Below are 23,497 nucleotides of genomic sequence, written 5' to 3'. Positions count from 1 at the left end.
TCCCGTTGCCGGTGGGGCAGGCGGAGGTGCGTGCCCGGGTCAACGACACCGGACCCGGAAACCCACCACGACTACTGCACCCACCGATCTTCACCCACGCACACACCCACCCCGACCGCATCGCCGTCCACGGCCACGACCACACGCTCACCTACCACCAACTCACCCAACAAGCCCTGGCCATCGCCGGACACCTACGCAGCCGCGGCATCGCCCACGGCGACCCCGTCGCCGTCTCCATCCCCAAAGGACCCGACCAAATCACCGCCGTCCTCGGCATCCTCGCCGCCGGCGCCTGCTACGTCCCCATCGGCATCGACCAACCACCCCACCGCCGCAACCGCATCCTCACCTCCGCACACGCCCACCACGCCCTCATCACCACCACACCCGACCCCGACTGGCCCCACACCACCGAACCCATCGACCTCACCACCGCCACCCACGCCGAACCCCTCCCACAACCAGCCCAACCCTCACCCCACGAACTCGCCTACATCATCTACACCTCCGGCTCCACCGGAGACCCCAAAGGCGTCGAAATCACCCACGCCGCCGCCGCCAACACCATCGACGCCATCAACCACCGCTACACCATCGGCCCCCACGACCACGTCCTCGCCATCTCCGCCCTCGACTTCGACCTCTCCGTCTACGACATCTTCGGCCTCCTCACCGCCGGCGGACACATCACCACCATCACCGAAAACACCCGCCGCGAACCCACCCACTGGGCACACCTCATCCAGCAGCACCACATCACCATCTGGAACACCGTGCCCACCCTGCTCGACATGCTCCTGACCACCACCGACACCCACCAACTCCCCAGCCTCACCCTCGCCATGACCTCCGGCGACTGGATCGGCCTCGACCTCAAAGACCGCCTCACCACCACCGCACCCAACGCCCACCTCGCCGCCCTCGGCGGCGCCACCGAAGCCGCCATCTGGTCCAACGTCTACGACGTCACCCACATCGACCCCACCTGGGTCTCCATCCCCTACGGCCACCCCCTCCCCGGCCAGCACTACCGCGTCGTCAACCCCCACGGCCACGACTGCCCCGACTGGGTACCCGGCGAACTCTGGATCGGCGGCGCAGGCCTCGCCCACGGCTACCGCAACGACCCCCACAAAACCAACACCTCCTTCATCACCACCAACAACCAACGCTGGTACCGCACCGGCGACCAAGGCCGCTACCACCCCGACGGCACCCTCGAATTCCTCGGCCGCACCGACCACCAAGTCAAAATCCGCGGCCACCGCATCGAACTCGGCGAAATCGAGACGCGGTTGCGAGAACTGCCCGACATCACGCACGCGGCGGTGTGGGTCGAGGAGTCCGGAGCCGCCAAGCGCATCGCCGCGGCCGTGGCGGGTACGGACTCCGACGCGGAGAAGGTGCGCGCCGAGCTGGCCGGAACCGTCCCCGACTACATGGTCCCGGAACACGTCCAAGTGCTGGAAGCGATGCCGCTCAACGCCAACGGCAAGATCGACCGGGCCGCCCTGGTCCGCGCATCGCCCGCGATCACCGAGACCCCACGCCGGGAGCCGGTGCCCCCGAGAACCGGGACGGAACGGGCCGTGGCCGAGATCTGGCAGGAGCTGCTGGGGGTCACCGAAGTATCGCGCGACGCGGGATTCTTCGAGCTCGGCGGCGACAGCCTGACAGCGACCCGCGTCGCACAACGCCTGCTCCGACGTTTCGACGTGGAGCTCACGCTACGCCAACTGTTCGACCATCCCACGCTCAGCCAGGTCGCCGGTCTCGTCGACGAGCTGATCCTGGTGACCGACGACCACGACGCTCCCGTGCGACTGGAAGAAGGTGTCCTGTGACCGCTAGCGACATCATCGCCGAGCTGGAACGAGCCGGCCTCCACCTGTGGGAAGACGACGGAAAGGTCCGCTTCCGCGGCCCGGAAGGGGTGATGACGCCGGAGCGTCGCGACCTGATCGCCAACAAGCGCGACGAGGTGATCCACGCGCTGCGCGAACGCGACACCCGGGTGGTCGACTCGCGACCAGAGGAACGCTTCGAGCCGTTCCCGCTGACCGACGTGCAGTCCGCTTACCTGCTCGGCAGGCGCGGTGTTTTCGAGTACGGCTCGGTGCCGTGCCACGCCTACGGCGAGCTGATGTTCGACGCACTCGACCGCGACCGACTCCAGCGGGCCTGGTCCAACGTCGTCGACCGGCACGACATGCTGCGCACCGTCCTCGACTACGACGGGTTCCAGCGCGTCCTCCCGGAACCACCGGAGCCGACGATCGACTGGACCGATGCGCGCGAGCTCGCGTCGGCCGAGGGCGAGGCACGGGTCGCCGAGACCCGGAACCGGCTCTCACACGAGTCGAAGGAGGTCACCGAGTGCCCGCTGTACAGCATCGCGGTCACCGAGCTCGCCGACCGCGCCGTGCTGCACTTCTCCATCGACTTTCTGATAGCCGACTACGTCAGCATCTACCAGCTGCTCGACGAGTTCGGCGCGTTCTACGAGGATCCCGACGCGAAGCCGCCGACTCCGAGCATCAGCTTCCGCGACTACTTGCGGGCCGAGCGGCAAGTGCGGCAGGGCCCCGCCTACGAGCGCGACCGCGAGTACTGGCTGGAACGCCTCGACACCCTTCCGGCTGCCCCGGAGCTGCCGTTGGTCTCCGAACCCAGCCGGTACGGCCCGAGCCGGTTCACCCGACGGGAGCTTCGGCTGGACGCGGACACCTGGGCGAGCCTGAAACGACGCGCCGGAAACCACAACCTTTCCGCGTCCAACGTGGTCATGGCCGCCTACGCGGAGGTGCTCGGCCGGTGGAGCCGTCATCCGCGATTCACGCTCGACATCACGGTGCTGAGCAGGCTGCCACTGCACCCGGACGTCACCAGTCTCGTGGGTGACTTCACCTCCGTGGATCTGCTCGCCGTCGACACCACCGCGGCCGACGACTTCGTGGACCGCGCCAAGGCACTCAACGAGCAACTCTTCGAGGACCTGGACCACCGCCTCTTCTCCGGGGTGGAGGTGCTGCGCGAGCTGAGCCGCAGACGCGGGCAGCAGGGCGGTCTGATGCCCGTGGTGTTCACCAGCGCCATCGGGCTGTCCGACACCGAGGAACCGAACGGTCCGATGCGCACACCGATCGAGAACGGCATCAGCCAGACCCCGCAGGTCTGGCTCGACTGCCAGGCGATGGAAGCGGGAGGTGCGCTTCGGATCAACTGGGACTCGCGCGACAACGTGATTCCCCCAGCGGTGCTGGACGACATGTTCGCGACTTTCGAGGCCCTCCTGCACCGACTCGCCGACGACGAGTCCTCCTGGTTCGGCGACCCGGTGGAGCTACCCGCCGCTCAGCTCGCACGCAGGGCCGAGGTCAACGACACCGGACGGCCGCTGAGCGGGGAGACGCTGGTCGATTCCCTCGTCGACCGGGCGCTGGACGGTCCCGACGAGGTGGCGGTCGTGGACGACGGGGCGAGCATCAGCTACCGGGAGCTGTTGGCACGGGCAGCGGCGGTGGCGAACGCGCTCCGCTCGGCGGGCCGGGAGCGGGGCGACCGCATCGGCATCGTCATGGACAAGGGCGCGCACCAGGTAGCCGCCGCCGTCGGAGTCCTGCTGTTCGGTGGGACGTACGTGCCGGTCGAGGCCGGCCAGCCGGAGAGCCGGCGGCATCAGATCCTGAGCGGTGCGGGGATCGAGGTGGTTCTCAGCCACTCGGAGAGCACGGCCGCCGCGCCGAAGGGGTGCCGCCGCATCGACGTCGACGTCCTGGAAGAGGCCACCGAACCACCGGCACGGCCGCGGGTCTCACCGACGGACTCCGCCTACGTCATCTTCACGTCCGGCTCCACCGGCTCCCCGAAGGGAGTCGAGATCAGCCACCAGGCCGCCGTCAACACGCTGGACGACGTGTGCCGCCGCTTCGCCGTCACCTCGGGCGACGTCGTGCTCGGGTTGTCCAGTCTGGCCTTCGATCTGTCGGTGTTCGACATCTTCGGTGTGCTGGGCCGCGGCGGAACCCTGGTCCTGCCGGAACCGTCCGGACACGCGGATCCCTCCCACTGGGCGGAGCTCATCCGCGAGCACGGGGTGACCGTGCTCAACACCGTGCCCGCCCAGATGACGCTGCTGGAGGAGTACCTCCGCGGGGCGGACGCCGACTGCGGCAGCGTGCGGCTCGGAATGATGTCGGGCGACTGGATTCCGTTGTCCCTGCCCGACGCGATCCGGGCGCGCATCCCGTCGATCGAGCTGGCCGGCCTCGGCGGTGCCACCGAGGCCGCGATCTGGTCGATCGTCCACCCGATAGAGCGGGTCGATCCCACGTGGCCCAGCATTCCCTACGGCACACCGCTGGAGAACCAGCGCTTCCACGTGCTCGACGGCGAGCTGCGGGCACGCCCCGATCTCGTCATCGGCGATCTGTACATCGCCGGTGCGGGCCTGGCCGAGGGATACCTCGGCGACCCGGACAAGACCGCGTCGTCCTTCATCCGGTTGCCCTCGGGCGAGCGGGCCTACCGCACCGGCGACGTGGGCCGGTACCTGCCGGACGGCAACATCGAGTTCATCGGTCGTGACGACCGCCAGGTCAAGATCCGCGGCCACCGGGTGGAACTGGCCGAAGTCGAGTCCGCGCTGGCCGCCGACCCCGAGGTCGAGTCCGTCGCCGTCACGACGCGGGGCGAGCGCAACGATCGCAGGCTGGTCGCGTTCGTCGAGACCGCGAGCACCGACGACCGGGACCGGTCCGCCGACGCCGACATCGTCGAGGAAGTGATCGCGGCGGGCGACGAGATCCGGCGGGACGTGGACGTTTCCAGGGTGGTCGAGTTCGCCGCCGTGCTCGACGACGCGGCTCTCCGCCGCATGATCGACGTGCTGCGCCGATCGGGGCTGTGGCCCACGACCGAAGCACGGCACACCACGACGGAGATCATGCGCACCGCCCGTGTCGCCCCGAAGCACGAACGTCTGGTGCGACGCTGGCTGACCGTCTGCGTCGAGAACGGCTACCTGCTCGCGCACGACGACGGCTACGAGTGTCCACGACTGATCGAGCCCGACGACGTGGCGCGGGCCTGGGCGGAAGTGGACCGGCTGATGCCCGAGGCCCACGACCGCCCCGAGCTGGTGGAGTACTTCAGGACCGCCTCCGAGCACTTGCCCGAACTCGTGCGTGACGAGCGGGACCCGCTGCGACTGCTCTTCCCGGAAGGGGACCTGAGCATCCAGGAAGCGGCCTACATGGAGGGGTTCCTCTCGCGCTACCTCAACCGCCTGGCCACCAGCACGGTGCGAGGTGTCGCCCGCGGCAACGACGGACGCGCACCGCTGCGGGTCCTGGAGGTCGGGGCCGGGGTCGGCGGCACCAGCGCGGACACCATACCCGCGCTGGACGGCGAGAACGTGCGCTACTCGTTCACCGACGTCTCACGGTTCTTCCTCAACAAGGCCGCCGACCGGTTCGGCGATTACCCCTGGGTCGACTACGCGCTGTTCGACTTCAACGAGCCGTTCCGCGATCAGGGGGTGCGCCCCAACTCGATCGACGTGATCCTGTGCGGCAACGTCATGCATTACGCCAAGGACGCCCGCGAGGCACTGCGGCGAATGCGAGAGGCGCTGGCCCCCGGCGGGTGGCTGGTGTTCATCGAGACCACGCGCGACAACTATCAGGTTCTGACCTCGATGGAGTTCCTGTTCGACGCCACCGCGGGCGACTTCCGGGACGTGCGGCAAGGCCGGGACCAGACCTTCATCGCCCACGGGCAGTGGCACGAGCTCCTCACCGAGGCGGATGCGGACATCGTGTACTGCCTGCCGGACGAGTCCGACGAACTGGCCGACATCGGCATGCACGTCTTCGCCGCACGGTTCAAGCGGGACCGCGTGGCGATCGACACCGAGGAGCTGGCGCAGCGGCTCGGTACGCGGCTTCCGGCGGAGATGATTCCCTCCCGCTTCCACGTGCTCGACTCGCTGCCGCTGACGGACAACTACAAGATCGACCGGGCCACGCTCGCGGAGTGGGCCGAGGAGCGGGATCCCGATTCCGATCAGTCCCGGGAGGACGAGGAGCAGGAAGCCAGCGAGCTCAAACGAACCACCGCCCGCATCTACGCCGAGGTGCTGGGCAAGAACGACGTCAGCCTCGACACGAACTTCTACTCCCTCGGGGGCGACTCGCTGCTGGCCGCGCAGGTGGTCACCCAACTTCGCGAGAACGTTCCCGAGGCCACCGCAGTCCTCTTCGACGAGCTGCTCAGAGAGCTGCTCAACGGAGCGTCAGTACAGGAGGTCGCGATGTTCCTCGACGACGAGCAAGCGGACAAGACCGAGACGAACGCGGGGTCGGACTACGCCCTCACCGGGGCCGCCGAGGCGATCGGCAACCCGGTGCACGTGCTGTTCAACGACGGATTCGGGGAGGACGCCGTCCGAATAGGAGCGGAGCTGGGCGAGCGCGATCCCGTCGTGCAGGTCCCCATGCTCGCCGCCGGGGAGCAGCTGGCCATCGAGGACCTGGCCCACGAGGTGGTGCGGCAGATCCGCACGCTCAGCCCCGGGCCGTTCCACCTCGTCGGGGTGCGGGGCGGCGGTCTGCTGGCGCTCACGACGGCTCAACAGCTGACCGAACTGGGCATCCCGGTCTGCGGGCTGACGCTGGTGAGCAGTTATCCGCTGCCTGCCGTGATCCGCGACGAGACGGTCTACGAGGCGATGTTCCTCCTGGGGACCGGCACCGACCCCGCCAAACTCGGCTACCCGGACGAGGCCGGGTTGGGCCGTGTCCTGGGGGAGCTGGTGCCCGCGGGCGACATTCCGCCCGGCGCGATGGCGGGACTCGTCGACCATCGGGACGCGGAGCTGCGGGCGGTGGCCGAGGTGGCGGCCGATCTCGATTCGCGGACACGCGACGACCGGGTCGAGGCGATCGCCGATCACCTCGGGTGGCCGGCCGAGGACATCGGCGCCGCGCTGCGCGGCACACTGGCGCTGTTCAACGCCGCGGCCTCGTACACACCGGACGTCTACACCGGTGACGTCCGCCTCCTGGTGCACAGCGAGGAAACGCCCGTCTGGCCGACGATGGCCACCGACATGCGGGCCTACTGGGAGAGCATCTGCGTCGGGCGTCTCGACGTGGAGCTGGTCTCCGGCAGCCACTTCAACTGCACCGAGCGACTCACCAGTGATCACATCGATCTCCCGGAGGAGGAGCGGTGACAGACGTCGATATCGCGGTGCTCGGCGGCTACGGGGCCGTCGGGGCCGCCGCGCTGGAGGCGATCGCCGAGCGTAGACCCGACGTGACGGCGAGGGTCGGAGGGCGTGACGAGGCGCGGGCCGATGCGCTGCTCGACGAACTCGGCATCGGGGGCGAGTCTCAGCGGGTCGATCTGCGGGACGGCCGATCGCTCGCCGACTTCTGTCGAGGCGCTCGGCTGGTCCTCAACTGCGCCGGACCGTCGTACCAGGTGCTGGACCGGGTGGCTTGGGCCGCGATGGCGGCCGGTGCCGACTACGTGGATCCGGGCGGGGACGAGCCGGTCTGCGACGCCCTGCGTCGGCCGGGGTCGTTCACCGGCACCGCGGTGCTCACGGCGGGGATGCAGCCGGGGCTCACCGGCCTGCTGCCCCGGCACCTGGCGCGCCCGATGTCCGATCCGCGAGCGCTCACCGCTTACGTCGGGACGATGGACCGGTTGACTCCGGCGGGAGCGGCGGACTACCTGCTCAGCCTGGGCGGTTCGTACGGCGAGTCCCAGGCCGCCATCCGGAACGGTGTCCGGGTGGAACGCGCGCTGGAGCCGCGCACCGACATCGAGCTTCCGTACGCCGGACGCAGGCTCGACGCGTATCCGTACCTGAGTTTCGAGTCCGAGGAGATCGCCCGGGAACTAAAGCTGTCCGATGTGGACTGGTTCAACGTCTTCGAGGGCGGGGCGCACATGATGACCTGCCTGAGCAGGCTCCAGGGCGCCATACGCGGTGAGTCGGATCTGACCGGGGCGGCCGACGAACTGACGCGGGCGGCCGCGCTGGACCTGTTCGGCAAGAGCCCCTTCCAGATCATGCTGTTCGAGGTCACCGGCGACCACCTGGGCGAACCCGCGACACGCTGCCTGGTGCTGCGCGCTCACGACACCTACGCCCTCACCGGACTGGCGAGCGCGCTGGCCGCGCTCGGCGTGTTGGACGAGCGGATCGGTCCCGGAATCCACTTCGCGGCCACGGCTCTCGACTCCTCCGCCGTGTTCGACGCCCTGCGGGCGAGCCCGGCGGTGACGACCCTCGAGGTCCACGAGCGGCCGGTCCTCGGAACCCGCGCCACCGAGGAGGGACAGTTATGACCCCCGAGGGTTCCGAGACCGGCATTTCCGAGACCCGGCCGCCGAGGGTGGTGGTGGCCGGGACCGGCTTCGGCCGGGCTTACCTGGCCGCCTTCGAGCGGCCCGACTTCCCCTTCGAGCTGGCCGGGATCATCGCCAACGGGAGCGAGCGCAGCAAGGCCTGCGCCGAGCACTACGACGTGCCGCTGTGGACCGAACCCGGTCAGGTGCCCGAGGACGTCGACATGGCCTGCGTGGTGGTGGGTGGCGCGATGAACGGTGGGCGGGGACCCCAGCTCTCGCGGGAGCTCATGTCGCGGGGGCTGCACGTGCTGCAGGAGCACCCACTGCACCCCGACGAACTGGCCTCGTGCCTGCGAACGGCCCGCGAGCGACAGGTGGTGTTCCGGATGAACACCCACTACCCCCACGTGGAGCCGGTGCGGCGTTTCCTGGCATGCGCCCGCGAGCTCGGCGAACGCCAGCGTCCCCTCTTCGTCGACGTCACCTGCGCCTTCCAAGTCCTCTACACGGTCTTCGACCTGCTCGGCGAGGCGCTCGGCTCGATCAGGCCCCTCGGCGTCCACGGGGCGACCGAGGAACCGGCCAACGGTGCGACAGCGCCGTACCGCGGCGTGAGCGGACGTTTCGGGGGGGTTCCGCTGACCCTGCGGCTGCAGAACGAGCTCGTTCCCTCCGAACCGGACAACTACAGCCACCTGCTGCACCGGATCAGCATCGGCTACGAGGGGGGCAACCTGACGCTGTTCGACACCCACGGACCGGTGCAGTGGAGCATGCGCCCCCACATGCCCGCCGAGATGAAGGACCTGGTGCGGTTCTCCGACGCCACGGCGGAGCACCTGCGAACACCGAGCGTGCAGCCCATAGGCCCCTCGGTCGGCGCGTCGTACCACGAGGTGCTGGGCACGCTGTGGCCGCAGGCCACAGCTCGCGCGATGACCGCACTCAGGCAAGCGATCGTCGACAACGCCTCCTCGGACGCGCACGTACAACGGCACATCACCCTCACCCGGATGGCCATGTCGGTCGCCGAGGCCTGCGGTCCAGTGCGTCTGCACCACCCCCCGAACCCGCCGGAACTGATCAGCGCGGAGGAATTCGGCGAACACCTACGGAGGTAAGGCGCTATGACGATGATCCGCGACGCGTGGCTTCGGACGTTCTTCCCCCGTCCGAACGCCCCCCTGCGGCTGCTGTTCTTTCCGCACGCCGGTGGCTCGGCCAGTTTCTACCGGTCGGTGGCCGGTGCCCTGCCGGAGCACGTGGAGCCGGTGATCGTGCAGTACCCGGGGCGGGAGGACCGGATCAACGAGAAGCCGTGCGTCGACATGGACGAGCTCGTGGCGGGGCTGACCGAAGCGCTCGATCCGCTCGTGGACAAGCCGATCTGGTTCTTCGGGCACAGCATGGGAGCCTCGGTGGCTCACGAGGTGACCCGCCTGCTCACGGCGCGGGACCGCCCACGGCCGGAACACCTGGTCGTCTCGGCCCGGCCCGGTCCGGCACGCCAGCGGTCCGACGACAAGTACCTGGACGACGAGCGGCTTTGGGCCGACGTCCGCGACATGGGCGGTACGAACGCCAGTCTGCTTGCCATGCCCGAGATCAAGGCCATGGCGCTGCCCATGATCAGGGCCGACTACCGGTTGATCGAGACCTACCGCGCCCGGGTCAGCGCCGACCTGGACATACCGTTGACCGCGTGCTTCAGCGACCGCGACCCCGAGGTCGACCGCGAGGACGCCGAAGCGTGGCGGGCGGCGACGAGCGGCCCGTTCGCGGTGGAGAGCTTCACGGGCGGCCATTTCTATCTGCGTGAGGAGAGCGAGCGCGCCGTCGTCGACTGGCTCACCGCACGAATCGGGAACAGGCGGACGTGAGAGCGCTCAGCGGTGGGCGAGCACATTGATCACGTTGCCGTCGCGGTCCCGGAGGAAGAATCTGCGAACTCCCCAGTCCTCGTCGTGGAGTTCGTAGATGATCTCCATTCCCGCCTGTTCCGCCGCCGTGCAAGCGGCATCGACATCCTCGACCTCGACCGAGGCATCCATATTGGACGGACCTGTTCGGTCCTTTGTTATCAGTCCTATTTGAGCCGAAGGATGCTCCGGCGAGGCCAGGATGGCGATCCATCCGTGATTCATCACGACTTCCATACCGGTAGTCCGCGCATAGGCGTCGACGGCGGCGTCGAGATCGCTCACCGTCAGGACGGACATCACACGACGTACAGCCATGACGACAGGCTATCCGGGATGAGTTCGGGCTGGTGCGCAGGCCTGTTGGCACTCTTTCATCGAAGCACCCCACCCGGCCGCACCGGGCTACATTCACGCCGACAGACGCGGGAACGCAACCGATCCGCCGCGCTCCCGGCGTTGTTCACATCCGCCTGAGGAGGATTGACGTGGTACTCGTCAACGCAGCCGGAACTGCCGTCAAGAACACCGTGCTGGAGGAGCTGCGCGACTCGATCCGGGGTGAATTGATCACCCCCACCGATCCCGACTACGACGCGCGCAGGCAGATCTGGAACGGGTTCTTCCAGAAGAGCCCCGGCGCCATCGCGCGGGTGGACGGAGCGTCGGACGTCACCAAGGTCGTGAAGTTCGCTCGCGAGAACGAGATCGAGCTGGCCGTCAAAGGCGGCGGGCACTGCTTCGCCGGCACCGGCACTGTCGAGGGGGGACTGGTGCTGGACACCTCGAACCTGCGCGGCATCCGGGTCGATCCGTGGCGTCGTCGCATGGTGGTCCAGCCGGGGCTGCTGCAGGGTGACGTCGACGCGGAGACACAGAGCTTCGGCTTGGCCGTCACCGGTTCGCAGGAGTCCTACATCGGCATCGGAGGCGTGACGCTCGGAGGTGGTCTGGGCTGGCTGGCCCGTTACCGGGGTCTGCTGGTCGACAACATGATCTCGGCCGACGTCGTGCTCGCCAACGGGGAAATGGTGCGGGCCAGCCCACAGGACGACGCGGACCTGTTCTGGGCGATCCGCGGTGGCGGCGGCAACTTCGGCGTCGCGACCAGCTTCGAGTTCGAGCTTCACCCGCAGGGTCAGTGCGTGGCCGGGATCCTGGGTTTCCCGATCGACCAGACGGTGGAGGTGACCCGTCGCATCGACGAGTTCAACCAGTCCGCCCCCGATGCGCTGACCACCTCGTTCGCCTTCCTGGTCGCCCCCAACGGCGAACCGGCCGTCGGCTTGGGCTTCTGCCACGCGGCGCCGGACGAGAACACCGAGAAGCTGGTCGACCAGATGCGCGGCCTGGGAACGAACCTGGTGCTCGACCACTGCGGCACCATGCCCTACGTGGCAGTGCAACAGTTGCTGGACGACAACACCATCGCTGGGCACCGCTACTACCCGCGCTCGTTCCTCCTGCCGTCGCTGAACGGGGAGGCGATGCAGATCCTGGCGGACGGCTTCCTCAACACACCCTCGCAGCGCAGCCTGGTCGGCGGCGCCCAGATGGGCGGGGCGATGCTGCGAACGGCGTCGGACGCGACGCCGTTCCCCCACCGGGACGGCTACCTGACGAGCATCCTGCCCTCGTGGACCGACCCTTCCCAGGACGAGGAAGCCATCGAGTGGACGGAGCGGATCTACGCCGATTTGCTGCCCCACACGACCGAGGGCGTCTACGCCAATCATCTCGGCGTGGACGCCGCCGAACGGGTCGGCGAAGCCTACGGCGACAACTACAAGCGCCTCGCGGAGCTGAAGTCGGTTTACGACCCGGACAATTTCTTCCACACGAACGTCAACATCAAGCCGAAGGCCTGAGGAACGAGTACTTCCGGGACGCCGCGTCGGCTCGGGTATCGGGCCGATGTGGACCGAGGCGTTCCGGGGCGCCGAGTCGGTGGCCGTGCCGGTACGACGGGGCACGTGGTGCGGGTGTGGCCACTGCTCGACGTGCCCTACGAGACGACCTGGAGTCCGGCTCGACCGATGGCTCACCGGGCGGGGCGGGCTCTGGGACGGGCACCACTCCCGAGTTCCGCCCCGAGGCCGACGATCCGGGAGCCGGAGGGGCGACCGGGTCGGGGGCACGGCCGCGGCGGAATCCCGCGTGCGATCCCGAGATCGGAATGATCATTCCCGAACTCCGCACGAGGGAACGGAATACACCGGCACGAACGGAACCTCCAGACGCGCTGGAATCTTTTCCGATCAAGGTTCCGAACGGAGCAGCGGACGCGTCGGCGTGTATACGCCGAAAAGATGAAATCCGACTCCCGCGGTTGACAATCCTAGCAAAACCGACAATACTACCGAACAATAGTCCGACTGGAACAGCAAGCAAGAAGACCGACCCGAACCACTCACGGATCGCACATTTATTCGCGCGCCAAAACGGGGGCAGGGGGAAACGCGCGGTAAAATCGGGAAAACATCCGCGAAACAAGCTTTCCTCGGGCGATTTCCACCCGAAAAACACCGGAAATACGAAACGAAACCGGCCATATTTCCGGGAATTCCCGGAGCACGACGCAGAACTGGGGTGAGCGCCAACGAAGACGGCCGAGCCCGACCGAACCGGATAACCAATTCTCGCGCCCCGGGGAACGACCCCGACCGGCGAATTCCTTTATATCCGACGGTCGAGAAAGCCGCCGGACAAGCTTTCCATACTTTCACCCGTCGAATATCGAGCACGTGCGACGAACGCACGTGAGGGCGACGTAGATGCGGGAGCGACATGTCGAACACCGAGACACCCCGTGCCACTGCCTACAGTATTCCTCGTCAAGTGCCGCTCGACCCCTCGAGAAAGTGCGGGAACGCGCCGCTGATTCGGCGATGAGCACTCGTCCGGAAGTCGTGTTCCTGCGCTGGCCGGCGCAGAGCCATGAGCGCACCCGATTACGTGAGGCGGGAGTTCCCGCCCTGCTGATAGTGGAGGGAGGCGTCAACCCGCCGACCGACATCGCTCCCACGGAGGACTGGGTCCGGCAGCCGATCCCGCGTTGCGACATCGAGGCGCGGGTCTCGGTGCTGCGGCAGCGCACGGCCGACACCGTTCCCGTGCTGGACCCCGCCGGGGTGCTCTACTACGACGGCGAGTCGGTGCCGATGTCGAACGCCCAGGTGGCGATGATGCACTGCTTCCTCGCCGACTTCCGCCGCGTGGTTCGTCGCGGGGAGCTGCAGGAAGCGCTGGCCGACATCCGGGTCGGATTCTCCAACAACGCGTTGGATCTACACATTCTGCGGCTGCGCAAGCGAATCGCCAGGCTCAGCCTCGAACTGCGAACCGTGTGGGGGCGCGGCTACATCCTGGGGTGGGCGGCTTCGGAGGCCCGGAGTACTCCCGAGAGCCCGGTCCACCGCGTTCAGGTGAGCTCCTAGCGGGCTCCGCTGGCTCGGTTCTCCGCACCCGCTCGGCGGAACCTCTCGTACGCTCTCGTTCCGAGGCCCGACGTCGGTTGGCTACGCCCACCAGACGTCGGGCCTTCCTCGTGCGGGGACTCGGGTAGGAACCCCGGCCGTGCGAGCGACAGCGCGTCGAGGGCGGGTGTCCGCACCGGCCGAAACCGTTTCCGCGCGGAGAACGCCCCGGCTGATTCCCGGAGTTCCGCGGGATGCCGCACCGGAAGCGGGTATCCCGGCCGGGCGCGAAAAAGTTCGGCGAGATGTGCGGGCAGCACACCTCGCCGAACTCGCCGAGTCAGGTCGGTGTCCGGGTCACGTCCTCGACGACCGTCCGGACGGCCCGCCTTCGGAGCACTACTCCCCCCGCTCCGCGGCGGAATCGTGCTCGACCGCCCCGGAGTCGTCCGGACGTCCGTCCCCGTGGGAACCACCCGTCGAGCCTCCACCGTCGGTGGACAGTTCCGCACGCTTTATACGCAGCCCGAACACGACCACGAGTGCCGTGGCGAGCAGCATCACGCTGACGACGAGGAAGGCTTGGGTGGCGCCTGCGGTGAACGCGATCTCGTAGAACCGGTCCTGCTGGGGAGTGGCTCCCTCCGAGGACGGCGGGGGCGCTCCGCCGAGCAGTTCCGCCTGTTTGTCGAGCAGCTCGCGCACCCCGATCGTGGACAGCACCGCGATACCGAGGGCACCACCCACCTGCTGCATGGAGTTGAGCACCGCCGAGGTGACGCCCTGCTCGTTGGCATCGACACCGTGCACCGCGGTCAGGGTGAGCGAGATGAACATCAGCGCGAAGCCGGTGGCGGCGACGATCATCGGGGGGAACAGATTGGCCCAGTAGGTCGAGTCGGCCTGGAGCATCGAATACCAGTACATTCCCGCCGCGCCCAGGAGCGCCCCGCTGCCCGCGACCCACCGCGGGTCGAAACGCGACACCAGGGACGAGGCCAGCTGTGACGCCCCCATCATGAACACGGCGAACGGCAGGAACGCGATGCCCGTCTGCAGGGCGGAGTAGTCCATGACGTCCTGGGCGTACTGGCTGAGGTACAGAAAGAACGAGTACATCGCCGCGGCCACGATCAGCATCGCGAAGTAGCTGGTCGCCCGGGTGCGCTCTCGCAGGATGTGCAGGGGTAGCAGCGGTCCGATCGAACGCCGCTCGACCAGGATGAACACGACCAGGAACAGCACACCCGCCCCGAGTGCGATCATCGTCTCGGGCTCCGACCACCGGCTGCCGCCGCCTGCCGTGCCGCCGCTCGCGTGGGTGAAGCCGTAGACCAACGACACCAGACCGACCGTCGCGGCGAGCGCGCCCACCAGGTCGAACGAACCCCGTTTCGGATTCGACTCGGCGAGGAACCTGGGAGCCAGCAGCGCCACCGCGATCCCGAGCGGCACGTTGATGAGGAACGTCAGTCGCCAGGACAACTCGGTCAGCACGCCGCCCAGCAGGAGACCGACTGTCGAACCCAGCCCGGACATGGCCGCGTAGACGCCCATAGCGCGGTTGCGTTGCGGCCCCGCCGGGAACGTGGTGGAGATGAGCGCCAGCGCCGCGGGAGCGGCCATCGCCGCGCCGACGCCCTGAAGCCCTCTCGAAACGATCATCCATCCGGGATTGGTCGCGACGCCGCCCAGCAACGACGCGACCGCGAACAACGCCGAGCCGAGGACGAAGACGCGTCGCCGCCCGACCAGATCGCCCAACCTGCCACCGAGCAGCAGCAATCCGCCAAAGGCCACCGAGTAGGAGGTGAGCACCCAGGAGACGTTTTCCGGAGCGAATCCGAGATCAGTGCGCAATCGCGGCAACGCGATGGTCACGATCGTCGCGTCGAGCACGACCATCAGCTGCACCGTGCTGATGAGCACGAGTGCCATGCCGAGACGACGCCGGCCGTGCTCGTCGGCCGCCGAGTCCTCGTCACTCGAATCAGTCAAGTCGGCAGACACAGGAGAAACCCTCTTTCGCTAGAGGTCCGCGAGATGGTTCGCCCGAGCAGCAGGCGGAAGGAACGACAGCGGTCCCGGCCGTGTTGACGATCGCCACGTGGGTTCTCCTCACTCGGGCGCGGGCAGTGCTCGGGCACGGGCAGTGGTTGGTTCGAACGTAGTCGTTCGCGACCGAGTCGAGGGCTTTTCTGAAAGAGCGACGACAGGGTTGGGCACTCGCCCGGCACGACCCGGCTAGCCTCCGCCGCAGCCGTGCTCACGGGACCGGAACGGCAGTACGCCGAACGTGCCACCCGCTCGCGCGGCCCGCCGGAGCCGGTCCGAACCAAGGAGGCAGCCGTGTCAGCCCAGCCCCCACCCCGACGTCCGCACACACCGACCGGGCGTGGGGCGGCCGCGCCGCGCCATCGGCCCGACGGCGGCTCCGGTGAGTCCCGCGCGACGGCCCGGGGACTGTCAGTGCGGTTCTTCGGCGCCGGACTGGCCACGGCGGAGCTCATGACCTGCTACCTCGGTCTGGAGATCGGCGCCTACCGTGCGCTGGCCGATCTGGGTCCCGCGACGCCCGCGGAGGTGGCGCACCGCGCCGACCTCGACGAGCGCATGACTCTGGAGTGGCTGGAGCAGCAGACCGGCGCGGGCATCCTGCGCATCGAAGACCCCGAGCCGCCACCGGAACGACGGCGCTTCGAGCTTCCGCCCGAGCACGCCGAGGCGCTTCTCGACCCGGACAGTCCGCATTGGATCGCACCGCTGGCGGTGATGCCGATCGGCGGTATAGCCGCGGTTCTGCCGCGACTCGTGGCGGCCTACAAGAACCGGACCGGACTGGAGCAGAGCGCCTACGGCGAGGCCATGCGAACCGGCCAGGAGAATCTCAACCTCGGTGTCTTCAACCACCATCTGGGCGACTGGATAGCCCGGCACCTGCCCGATATCGAAGCCCGGCTGCACCTGCCCGGTGCCGCCATCGCGGACGTCGCATGTGGTTCGGGCCGCTCCACGATCGAGCTGGCGCGACTGTTCCCACTGGCCGAAGTGCACGGCATCGACCCGGACTCCGATCGCATCGCGGCAGCCCGTCAACACCTCGCCGAGACCGATCTCGGCGAGCGGGTGAGCTTCAGCGACCGGGACGCGGCCGAGTACGACGACGAGGGCCGACACCTGCTGGTGTGCGTCTTCGACGCCCTGCACGACATGCCTCGACCGGTCGAGGTACTCCGCGCCTGCCGACGGATGCTGGCCCCCGGTGGCGCCGTCCTGCTGATGGAGCCCTCCGTCGGGGAGCGGTTCAGCGCCGAGCCGGCCGACAGCGAACGTTTCCACTACGCCGTCAGCGTGCTGCACTGCCTGCCGATCGGCATGAGCGAGACCCCCACGGCGGCGACCGGCACCGTTATGCGGCCCGCTACCGTGCGCGAGTACGCACGCGAAGCCGGCTTGGACACCGAGGTGATCGACGTCGGTCACCTCTTCCACCGGCTGTACCGGCTACGGGCCGTCTGACCGGCGCTTTCACCTCGTGTTGCCGGTCGGCTCGTGTCGCCGGTCGGCGGGGTCTTTCCGGCGCTGGGAAGGTCGGAAAGAGCCACCGCCGGCGGGGTCTCCCCGCCCCGCTTTCCCGTGCGGACGGCCCGCTTCAGGTCGCGTGGCTGTCGTCGGACTCCCGCTCGCGTGCCCGGGTGCCGCTGAGGGGTTTCCCGATCCTGCCGGTTCGCAGGTACTCCCCGACCAGGTTGTTGACCTCGGTCGGTTTCTCCAGCAGGGACGCGTGGCCGCTGTTCCGGATCTCGGTGTACTCGGCGGTCGGAATCAGTTCGGCCAGTTCCCGCGCGTACTGCCGCGGCGCGACGATGTCGTGCTCCATGCCGACGACGAGCAACGGCACGCGGATCTCGGCGACCTCCTGTTCGGAGGGACGGAACATCCGAGCGGCCTCCGCGTGGCCGATCGCGCCGTGGCCGCCGGACTCGGCCCAACCCTGCAGGCCTTCCAGGAACGGTGCGATGAACGCGTCGCGGTTCAGCGCTCGCGGTCCGAACAAGTACATCGCGCGATACACGCCTTCGAGCAGCGCCGGAACCTTCTGGTCCGACTGCAATCGCGTCACGGCTTCGGCCTGGATGGCCTCCTGGAGCTTGCTGGCTTTCCACGGCACGCCGATCAGAGCCGCGCGCTCGACCAGGTCGGGACGCTTCATCGCGAACTCCAGCAGGATCATCGCCCCGACGGAATACCCGATGTAGGTGCACGCACCGAGCCCCAGCAGCTCGTTGAGCGCGGCCAGGTCCTCGGCGAGCAATTCGACGGTGTAAGGCGGCGGGGTTTCCTCCGACGGCGCGACGCCACGCAGGTCGAAGGTCACGACCCGGTACCCCATCCTGGTCAGGTACGGCACCTGCACGTCCTCGAACAGGGAAGCCTGGTGCTGTCCCGGAACGAGCACGACGACCGGACCGTCCTCCGGACCGAAGATGTCGTAGCTCAACGTGACCTCGGTCGGCAGTGTTGCCTTCATGCGGTTTCCCTTCCTCGGGGCGGGCTCGGTGGTGCTCAGGAAGAGACGAGCTGTTCCTGAGCCGTGAGCTGACCGATGACGTACTCCAGGACCCGCTCCGTGGTCTGAATGCTTCGCCCGGTTTCCTCGTCGATCGGTGGCAGGTCGAAGTCGTCCTCGATCGCGAAGGCCAGCTCCAGCAGGGCCAGGGAGTGGAAGCCGAGATCGTCGACCAGGTGCAGATTCTTCGCCGGATCGAACCGAGTCGGCTCCGGTGCGAGCTGCTCGATGATCCCGAGCACGGTCTCGCGGACTTCCTCCGCCGTGTAATACATCCGCGTTCTCCAGTTCTCGACCTTCTCAGGTGGGTCGCTCCACCCGGCTGGAATGGCTCAGCGTGAGCCACAGCTCCCGACGCCGGTACTTGCCGCTGGTGGTGCGGGGGATGGTCCCGCGGGGAACGCGCTCGACGTGTCGCGTCGCGCCGGGACACGTCGAGCCCAGCACCCGATCGGCGATCGCCGCGCAGTCGGCGTCGAGCTCTTCGAGGACGGCGTAGGCGTGAGCCCGTGAAGCGACCTCCCCGAGCACCACGCAGACGCGGTTGAGATCCAACCCCGCACGACCGAGCGCCATCTCGACGTCCTCCGCGAGGAGGAACCGCGCGTTGACCTTGATGCCGTCGCCCAGTCTGCCGAGGACGTACACCTCGCCGTCCCGCTCGAAGGCCACGTCGCGGGTGTGCAGCCTGCCGTTCCGGAACGCGGTGTCGGCGGCCCGCGCGCCCTCCGGCGCGTCGTCCAGGTAACCGTCGGCGAGCGAGTCCCCAGTGACCACGAGCTCACCGAGGTGTCCCTCGGGCACGGGCTCGCCGTTCGCGTCGACCAGCAGAACGTCCGTTCCGGCGAGCGGTCTGCCGCAGCTGATCACATCGACGATCCCGTCCTCGTCCAGGTCCGAGACATCGGTGCGCACGGGCGCGCCGACCGCCAGTTCGCCGCGGCGGACCCGCACGCTGGCCGGGTTCTCGCGCACCGACACCCCTGTGACGGCGAGCGTGCTCTCCGCGAGCCCGTAGGCGGGGGTGAGGGCGCGCGCGTCGAGGCCGTGGTCGGCCAGCAGTTCGGTGAACGACCTGGCGAGGGTGGGATCGATCCGTTCCGCGCCGACGATCACGGCTCGCCAGTGGGAGAGGTCCAGCCCGTCGAGATCATCGGGGCGCACCCGTTCGACGACGCGGCGCAGCCCGAAGGTGGGGGTGGCGGTGATGGTGGCACCGCCTCGGTCGAACCGGCGCAGGTAGGCCAGCGGATGCCGGAGGAAGCTCTCGGGGGTGCACACGGAGAGACCGTTGGTTCCCCCCGATACCGGGACGACCATGCAGCCGATCAGCCCCATGTCGTGGTGCATCGGCAACCAGGAACACCAGGCGTCGCGTTCGGTGGCGCCCTCCCAGGCGCGGATCGCCGCGACGTTGGCCGCCAGGGCGTCGTGGGAGATCAGCACGGCGCGCGGCCGACCGGAACTGCCGGAGGTGAACTGTACGATCGCGAGCTCAGCGGCGTCGCGTCGCACCGGATCGGCCATCGCCAGCTCTTCCAGCACAAGCAGCCGCACGGTTCGCCGGGCGGCGAAGTCGGGATCGGTGACCACCTGGCGCGCGTAGTGCTCATGATGCGCGTCGACCACGAGCACGTCGGCTTCCAGGGCGTCGAGCACCCGCCTAACCCGCTCGCGGTTCTCGTCGCCGGACATTCGTGTGGGCGGCGCGAGCACCGACACCGCGCAACCGGCGGCCTGGACACCGTAGAACCCCGCGATCAGATCCGGTCCGGTCCGACACAGCAGCGGGACCACGGAACCGGCCGCCACGCCGCACTCCACCAGGCCGCCCGCTGTGCCCAGAGCACGTGCGGCGATATCGGTGTACGACGTTCGACCGGCCGACTCGGCGTCGAAGAACTCCACGCTGGTGTCCGCGCGTGGCCGTTCCAGCCACTCCAGTGGATGAACCGCGCTGCCGGTCATCGATCTCCCCCTGCTCGACGGGTGGAAAGCCGACCGCGTGTCCACGACCGACCAGTTCGGAACAGTAGGAGACGCGTTCACGACACCGGTCGTCTCTTTCAAAGCTCTGTCGCGACGCCGGATCGCTTGCGTCAACTGCTCGAAACTGGCCGCAGGCGCCCGTCACGCGCCCCGCGAAAGCCACACGCGACCGCAACCGCGCCGTCTTGTGAGGATTGCCGATGACCGACGACTTCCCGATGACCGACAAGTTCACCGCGTGGCCCGCGGCCGATGCCGAGCGTTATCGGCGGGCGGGACTGTGGCAGGGCGTTCCCCTCGGAACGGCCCTCACCGCCATGGCGGACGAAGTGCCGGACGCGACGGCCGGAGTCGACCACCACCGGAGGATCAGTCACGCTCAGCTGCGTGCCGAAGCCGACGAGATATCCCGCGGTCTCCTGGCCACGGGCATCGGCCCCGGCGATCGCGTCGTGGTGCAACTGCCCAATGTGGTCGAGTTCCTCACCGTGACCGTCGGCATGCTGCGGGCAGGCATCATCCCCGTGCTGGCGCTGCCGGGCCATCGTCGCACCGAGATCGAGCACCTCGCCGAGGTCGCCGAGGCGGTCGGCTACGTGACGACCGACCGCTTTCACGGTTTCGATTACCGAAGAATCGCCCGCCACCTGCGGGAGACGACACCCGACCTGCGCTGCGTGGTCCGTGGCGACGCCCAGGAGTTCACCTCGCTCGAGACGATCCGGAGCACCGGAGCGGGTTCGGTGACCGATTCACTTCCGGAGGTGGACCCGTCCGGCGTGGCGCTGCTGCTGCTCTCCGGCGGGAGCACCGGCAAGCCCAAGCTGATCCCGCGGACGCACGACGACTACGCCCTCAACATACGTGGCTGCGCCGAGGCCCTCCGGTTCGGCCGGGAATCGGTATACCTCGCCGTCAACCCGGCCGCCCACAACGCGGCCCTGGGCTGCCCCGGGGTGTGGGGAGCGCTGCTCGTGGGAGGGACAGCGGTGTTCGCGGCGAGCGCGGCCCCCGACGAGGTCTTCGGCCTGATCGAACGGGAGGGAGTCACCCACACGACCGTGGTGCCCGCCGTGGCCGCGCTGTGGTCGTCCGCGAGTACCACCCGAAAAGTCGACATGAGCGATGTGCTGTTGCAGGTCGGCAGCTCGAAATTCGACGAGGAGGCGGCTCGGCACACCCAGGAGGCACTGGGATGTCGGATCAGCAACTGGTTCGGCATCGGCGAGGGATTGCTGACCTACACCCGGCTCGACGACCCCGAGGAAGTCATCCACGGAACGGAGGGTCGACCGCTGTCGGCGCACGACGAGGTGCGCATAGTGGACGAGGAATCGCGCGACGTGCCGCCCGGGGAGATCGGAGAACTCATCACGCGGGGGCCGTACACGATCCGCGGGTACTGGAACGCCCCAGAGGCGAACCGCGCCGCGTTCACACCGGACGGATTCTTCCGAACCGGTGATCTCGCCCGGATGACGCCCGAGGGGAACCTGGTCATCGCCGGGCGCGTCAAGGACACCATCAATCGCGGCGGCGAGAAGGTCTCGGCCGAGGAAGTGGAGTTCCACCTGCGCGGTCACGAGCGGATCAGCGAGGCTGCCCTCGTCAGCCGTCCCGACACCGAGCTGGGTGAGGCCTCCGTCGCCTACGTCGTACTGTCCGGTGAGGACGAACTCAGCCTCTCCGACCTCAAGCGTTACCTGACCGCCAGGGGACTGGCCGTCTTCAAGCTGCCCGACGATCTGCGACTGCTACCGGCCCTGCCGCGCACACCGGTCGGGAAGATCGACAAGACGAGTCTCCGCGAGGACGCGGCCAGCCCGACCCCGACCGGTTGAGTTCCACCGGGTGTGTCGGTACTGTCCGCCGGTCACACCGAGCGAACTCCGCGACCACGAGAGCTCGCCCGGACGTTCTCGACTCCGGGCGAGCGCCGAACGACGTTCAGGCGGCGCGGGCTGTGACGGGAATGCTCTCGTAGGCCCAGTACGGGTACCGGAAACCGCCGCTGCTGGGATTCCAGCCGGCGGTCCCGGCGGGTTCGAGGTGAGCGAAGCGGGCCACCAGCCGCTCGAACAGAACAGCGCCTTCGACCCGGGCCAGCGCCGCGCCGAGGCAGTGGTGGACCCCGCCCCCGAAACTCAGGTGCGGATTGGGCGAGCGGGTCAGATCGATCCGGTCGGGATTGTCGAAGACCGAATCGTCGTGATTCGCCGAGGCCAGCAGCAGCACCACGACCCGACGCGGCCGTAGGGTGTGCCCGGAGATCTCGATCGGTTCCAGAACCAGCCTCGACGTGGTGTGGATCGGCGCGTCGTAACGCATGAACTCCTCCAGCGCGGTCCCGACGAGGTGGGGGTTCGCGCGCAGCTCGCGCTGGGTTCCCGGCTGGCCGATCAGGACGTTCCCACCGGTGGCTATCACGTTGGTGGTGGTCTCGAAGCCCGCGTAGTACACGAAGAGCGCGTTGTCGACGATCTCCTCGTCGGTGAGCGGCTCGGTACCTTCACGGTCCGCGGCGATCATCCGCGACAGCAGGTCGTCACCCGGTTCGCGACGCCGCTCGCGAAGGAGATCGGCGAAGTACTCGCGGAGCCGGACGACGGCATCGTGCGCCTCCTGCCGCTTGTCCTCGGGAATGAACACCGCGAAAGCCTGCGCCAGCGAGGTCGACCACCGTGCGATCATGTCGCGGTCGGCCGCCGGGATGTCGAGCAGTTCGCTCATCACCGATACCGGCACGGGAACGGCCAGATCGGACACCAGGTCCCACGTACCGCGCTCCGCCAACCCGTCGAGTATCCGATCCACGAGCGCGCGGACCGGCTCGGTCAACGCGCGCACCATCGCGGGGTTGAGCGCTTTGGTCAGCAGCCGCCGCAACCTGACGTGGCCCTCGTGGTCGCGGTTGATCACGATACGCCGCAGGTAGTCGTTTGCCGGTCCTTCCCCGACGGACATCGCCTGGTACCGCTCGGGGTACTCGCGCCCCAGGCGCGGGTCGCGCAGCAGCGCGCTGACCTCGGCGTGCCGCGAGAAGACCCACTGGCCCGGACCTCCCCGACACACCGGTCCGTACTCCCTGAGCCGCCGGTAGACCGGATACGGATCCGGCACGTCCCTGGCGTCGTCGAGCACGTACCGCGGCATGTCCGACAGCATGAAGCACCTCCAAGTCGAGGTCAGACTAGTCGGCACGGCGCGCTCCCCGGGCCGGTCGCGAAGGTTCG

General features: G+C 68.4%; 15 protein-coding genes. 9 read left to right on the top strand and 6 right to left on the bottom strand.

Annotation, left to right across the window (positions count from 1 at the left end):
* The 5 genes from BM150_RS22215 to BM150_RS22195 all read left to right on the top strand — a co-directional run.
* Positions 1-1,847 (top strand): amino acid adenylation domain-containing protein (locus BM150_RS22215; protein ID WP_139219624.1); only part of this gene is annotated, 1,847 nt, incomplete at its 5' end.
* A complete protein-coding gene (locus BM150_RS22210; RefSeq protein WP_092929705.1) occupies positions 1,844-7,240 on the top strand; it encodes a non-ribosomal peptide synthetase in 5,397 nt (1,798 codons plus the stop codon). The genes BM150_RS22215 and BM150_RS22210, both read left to right, overlap by 4 nt.
* Complete coding sequence (locus tag BM150_RS22205; RefSeq protein ID WP_092929703.1) at positions 7,237-8,367, top strand: saccharopine dehydrogenase NADP-binding domain-containing protein; 1,131 nt, start codon at positions 7,237-7,239, stop codon at positions 8,365-8,367. The genes BM150_RS22210 and BM150_RS22205 overlap by 4 nt, the downstream gene beginning before the upstream one ends.
* Complete coding sequence (locus BM150_RS22200; protein WP_092929701.1) at positions 8,364-9,491, top strand: Gfo/Idh/MocA family oxidoreductase; 1,128 nt, start codon at positions 8,364-8,366, stop codon at positions 9,489-9,491. Before BM150_RS22205 ends, BM150_RS22200 begins: the two co-directional genes overlap by 4 nt.
* A 6-nt stretch (positions 9,492-9,497) precedes the next feature.
* On the top strand, positions 9,498-10,250 hold the full coding sequence (locus BM150_RS22195; protein WP_092929699.1) for a thioesterase II family protein: 753 nt from the start codon (positions 9,498-9,500) through the stop codon (positions 10,248-10,250).
* A gap of 6 nt (positions 10,251-10,256) precedes the next feature.
* Here BM150_RS22195 and BM150_RS22190 read toward each other — a convergent pair whose 3' ends face one another.
* Complete coding sequence (locus BM150_RS22190; RefSeq protein WP_175496976.1) at positions 10,257-10,607, bottom strand: VOC family protein; 351 nt, start codon at positions 10,605-10,607, stop codon at positions 10,257-10,259.
* Positions 10,608-10,777: 170 nt separating this feature from the next.
* Between BM150_RS22190 and BM150_RS22185 the strand changes: the two genes are divergently transcribed.
* Positions 10,778-12,157 carry an FAD-binding oxidoreductase gene (locus tag BM150_RS22185; protein WP_092929695.1) on the top strand — a complete coding sequence of 460 codons (1,380 nt, stop codon included), beginning with the start codon at positions 10,778-10,780 and terminating at the stop codon, positions 12,155-12,157.
* A gap of 1,020 nt (positions 12,158-13,177) precedes the next feature.
* Entirely contained in the window at positions 13,178-13,726 is a 549-nt protein-coding gene (locus BM150_RS22180) for a helix-turn-helix domain-containing protein (RefSeq protein ID WP_092929693.1), read from the top strand.
* 378 nt (positions 13,727-14,104) lie between these two features.
* Here the strand turns inward: BM150_RS22180 and BM150_RS22175 are convergent, their stop codons facing one another.
* A complete protein-coding gene (locus BM150_RS22175; RefSeq protein ID WP_217641853.1) occupies positions 14,105-15,703 on the bottom strand; it encodes an MFS transporter in 1,599 nt (532 codons plus the stop codon).
* A gap of 351 nt (positions 15,704-16,054) precedes the next feature.
* Between BM150_RS22175 and BM150_RS22170 the strand changes: the two genes are divergently transcribed.
* Positions 16,055-17,224, top strand: a complete 1,170-nt coding sequence (locus BM150_RS22170) for a class I SAM-dependent methyltransferase (RefSeq protein WP_217641851.1) — start codon at positions 16,055-16,057, stop codon at positions 17,222-17,224.
* A 133-nt stretch (positions 17,225-17,357) separates the two neighbouring features.
* Here the strand turns inward: BM150_RS22170 and BM150_RS22165 are convergent, their stop codons facing one another.
* The 3 genes from BM150_RS22165 to BM150_RS22155 are packed head-to-tail and all read right to left on the bottom strand — an operon-like array spanning position 17,358 to position 20,243.
* The gene (locus BM150_RS22165; RefSeq protein WP_092929691.1) at positions 17,358-18,236 is read right to left on the bottom strand and encodes an alpha/beta fold hydrolase; all 879 of its coding nucleotides are present in this window, start codon (positions 18,234-18,236) and stop codon (positions 17,358-17,360) included.
* 35 nt (positions 18,237-18,271) lie between these two features.
* Positions 18,272-18,550, bottom strand: coding sequence for an acyl carrier protein (locus tag BM150_RS22160; RefSeq protein WP_092929689.1), 279 nt, complete (start codon positions 18,548-18,550; stop codon positions 18,272-18,274).
* Positions 18,551-18,575: 25 nt separating this feature from the next.
* On the bottom strand, positions 18,576-20,243 hold the full coding sequence (locus BM150_RS22155) for an AMP-binding protein (protein ID WP_092929687.1): 1,668 nt from the start codon (positions 20,241-20,243) through the stop codon (positions 18,576-18,578).
* Positions 20,244-20,464: 221 nt separating this feature from the next.
* Between BM150_RS22155 and BM150_RS22150 the strand changes: the two genes are divergently transcribed.
* Complete coding sequence (locus BM150_RS22150; protein WP_217641849.1) at positions 20,465-22,105, top strand: (2,3-dihydroxybenzoyl)adenylate synthase; 1,641 nt, start codon at positions 20,465-20,467, stop codon at positions 22,103-22,105.
* 106 nt (positions 22,106-22,211) lie between these two features.
* On the opposite strand, the gene BM150_RS22145 is transcribed toward BM150_RS22150, so the two are convergent.
* A complete protein-coding gene (locus tag BM150_RS22145; protein ID WP_092929685.1) occupies positions 22,212-23,429 on the bottom strand; it encodes a cytochrome P450 in 1,218 nt (405 codons plus the stop codon).
* Positions 23,430-23,497 lie beyond the last annotated feature (68 nt).

Origin of the sequence: Actinopolyspora alba, from assembly GCF_900112765.1 — a bacterium.
Taxonomy (GTDB): Bacteria; Actinomycetota; Actinomycetes; order Mycobacteriales; family Pseudonocardiaceae; genus Actinopolyspora; species Actinopolyspora alba.
This window is presented reverse-complemented; position numbering and strand designations above follow the sequence as displayed.

Coding starts and splice junctions, on each gene's coding strand:
- BM150_RS22200 (WP_092929701.1), top strand. CDS start 8,364: ATGACCCCCGAGGGTTCCGAGACCGGCATTTCCGAGACCCGGCCGCCG.
- BM150_RS22195 (WP_092929699.1), top strand. CDS start 9,498: ATGACGATGATCCGCGACGCGTGGCTTCGGACGTTCTTCCCCCGTCCG.
- BM150_RS22190 (WP_175496976.1), bottom strand. CDS start 10,607: ATGGCTGTACGTCGTGTGATGTCCGTCCTGACGGTGAGCGATCTCGAC.
- BM150_RS22180 (WP_092929693.1), top strand. CDS start 13,178: ATGAGCACTCGTCCGGAAGTCGTGTTCCTGCGCTGGCCGGCGCAGAGC.
- BM150_RS22165 (WP_092929691.1), bottom strand. CDS start 18,236: ATGAAGGCAACACTGCCGACCGAGGTCACGTTGAGCTACGACATCTTC.
- BM150_RS22160 (WP_092929689.1), bottom strand. CDS start 18,550: ATGTATTACACGGCGGAGGAAGTCCGCGAGACCGTGCTCGGGATCATC.
- BM150_RS22155 (WP_092929687.1), bottom strand. CDS start 20,243: ATGACCGGCAGCGCGGTTCATCCACTGGAGTGGCTGGAACGGCCACGC.
- BM150_RS22150 (WP_217641849.1), top strand. CDS start 20,465: ATGACCGACGACTTCCCGATGACCGACAAGTTCACCGCGTGGCCCGCG.
- BM150_RS22145 (WP_092929685.1), bottom strand. CDS start 23,429: ATGCTGTCGGACATGCCGCGGTACGTGCTCGACGACGCCAGGGACGTG.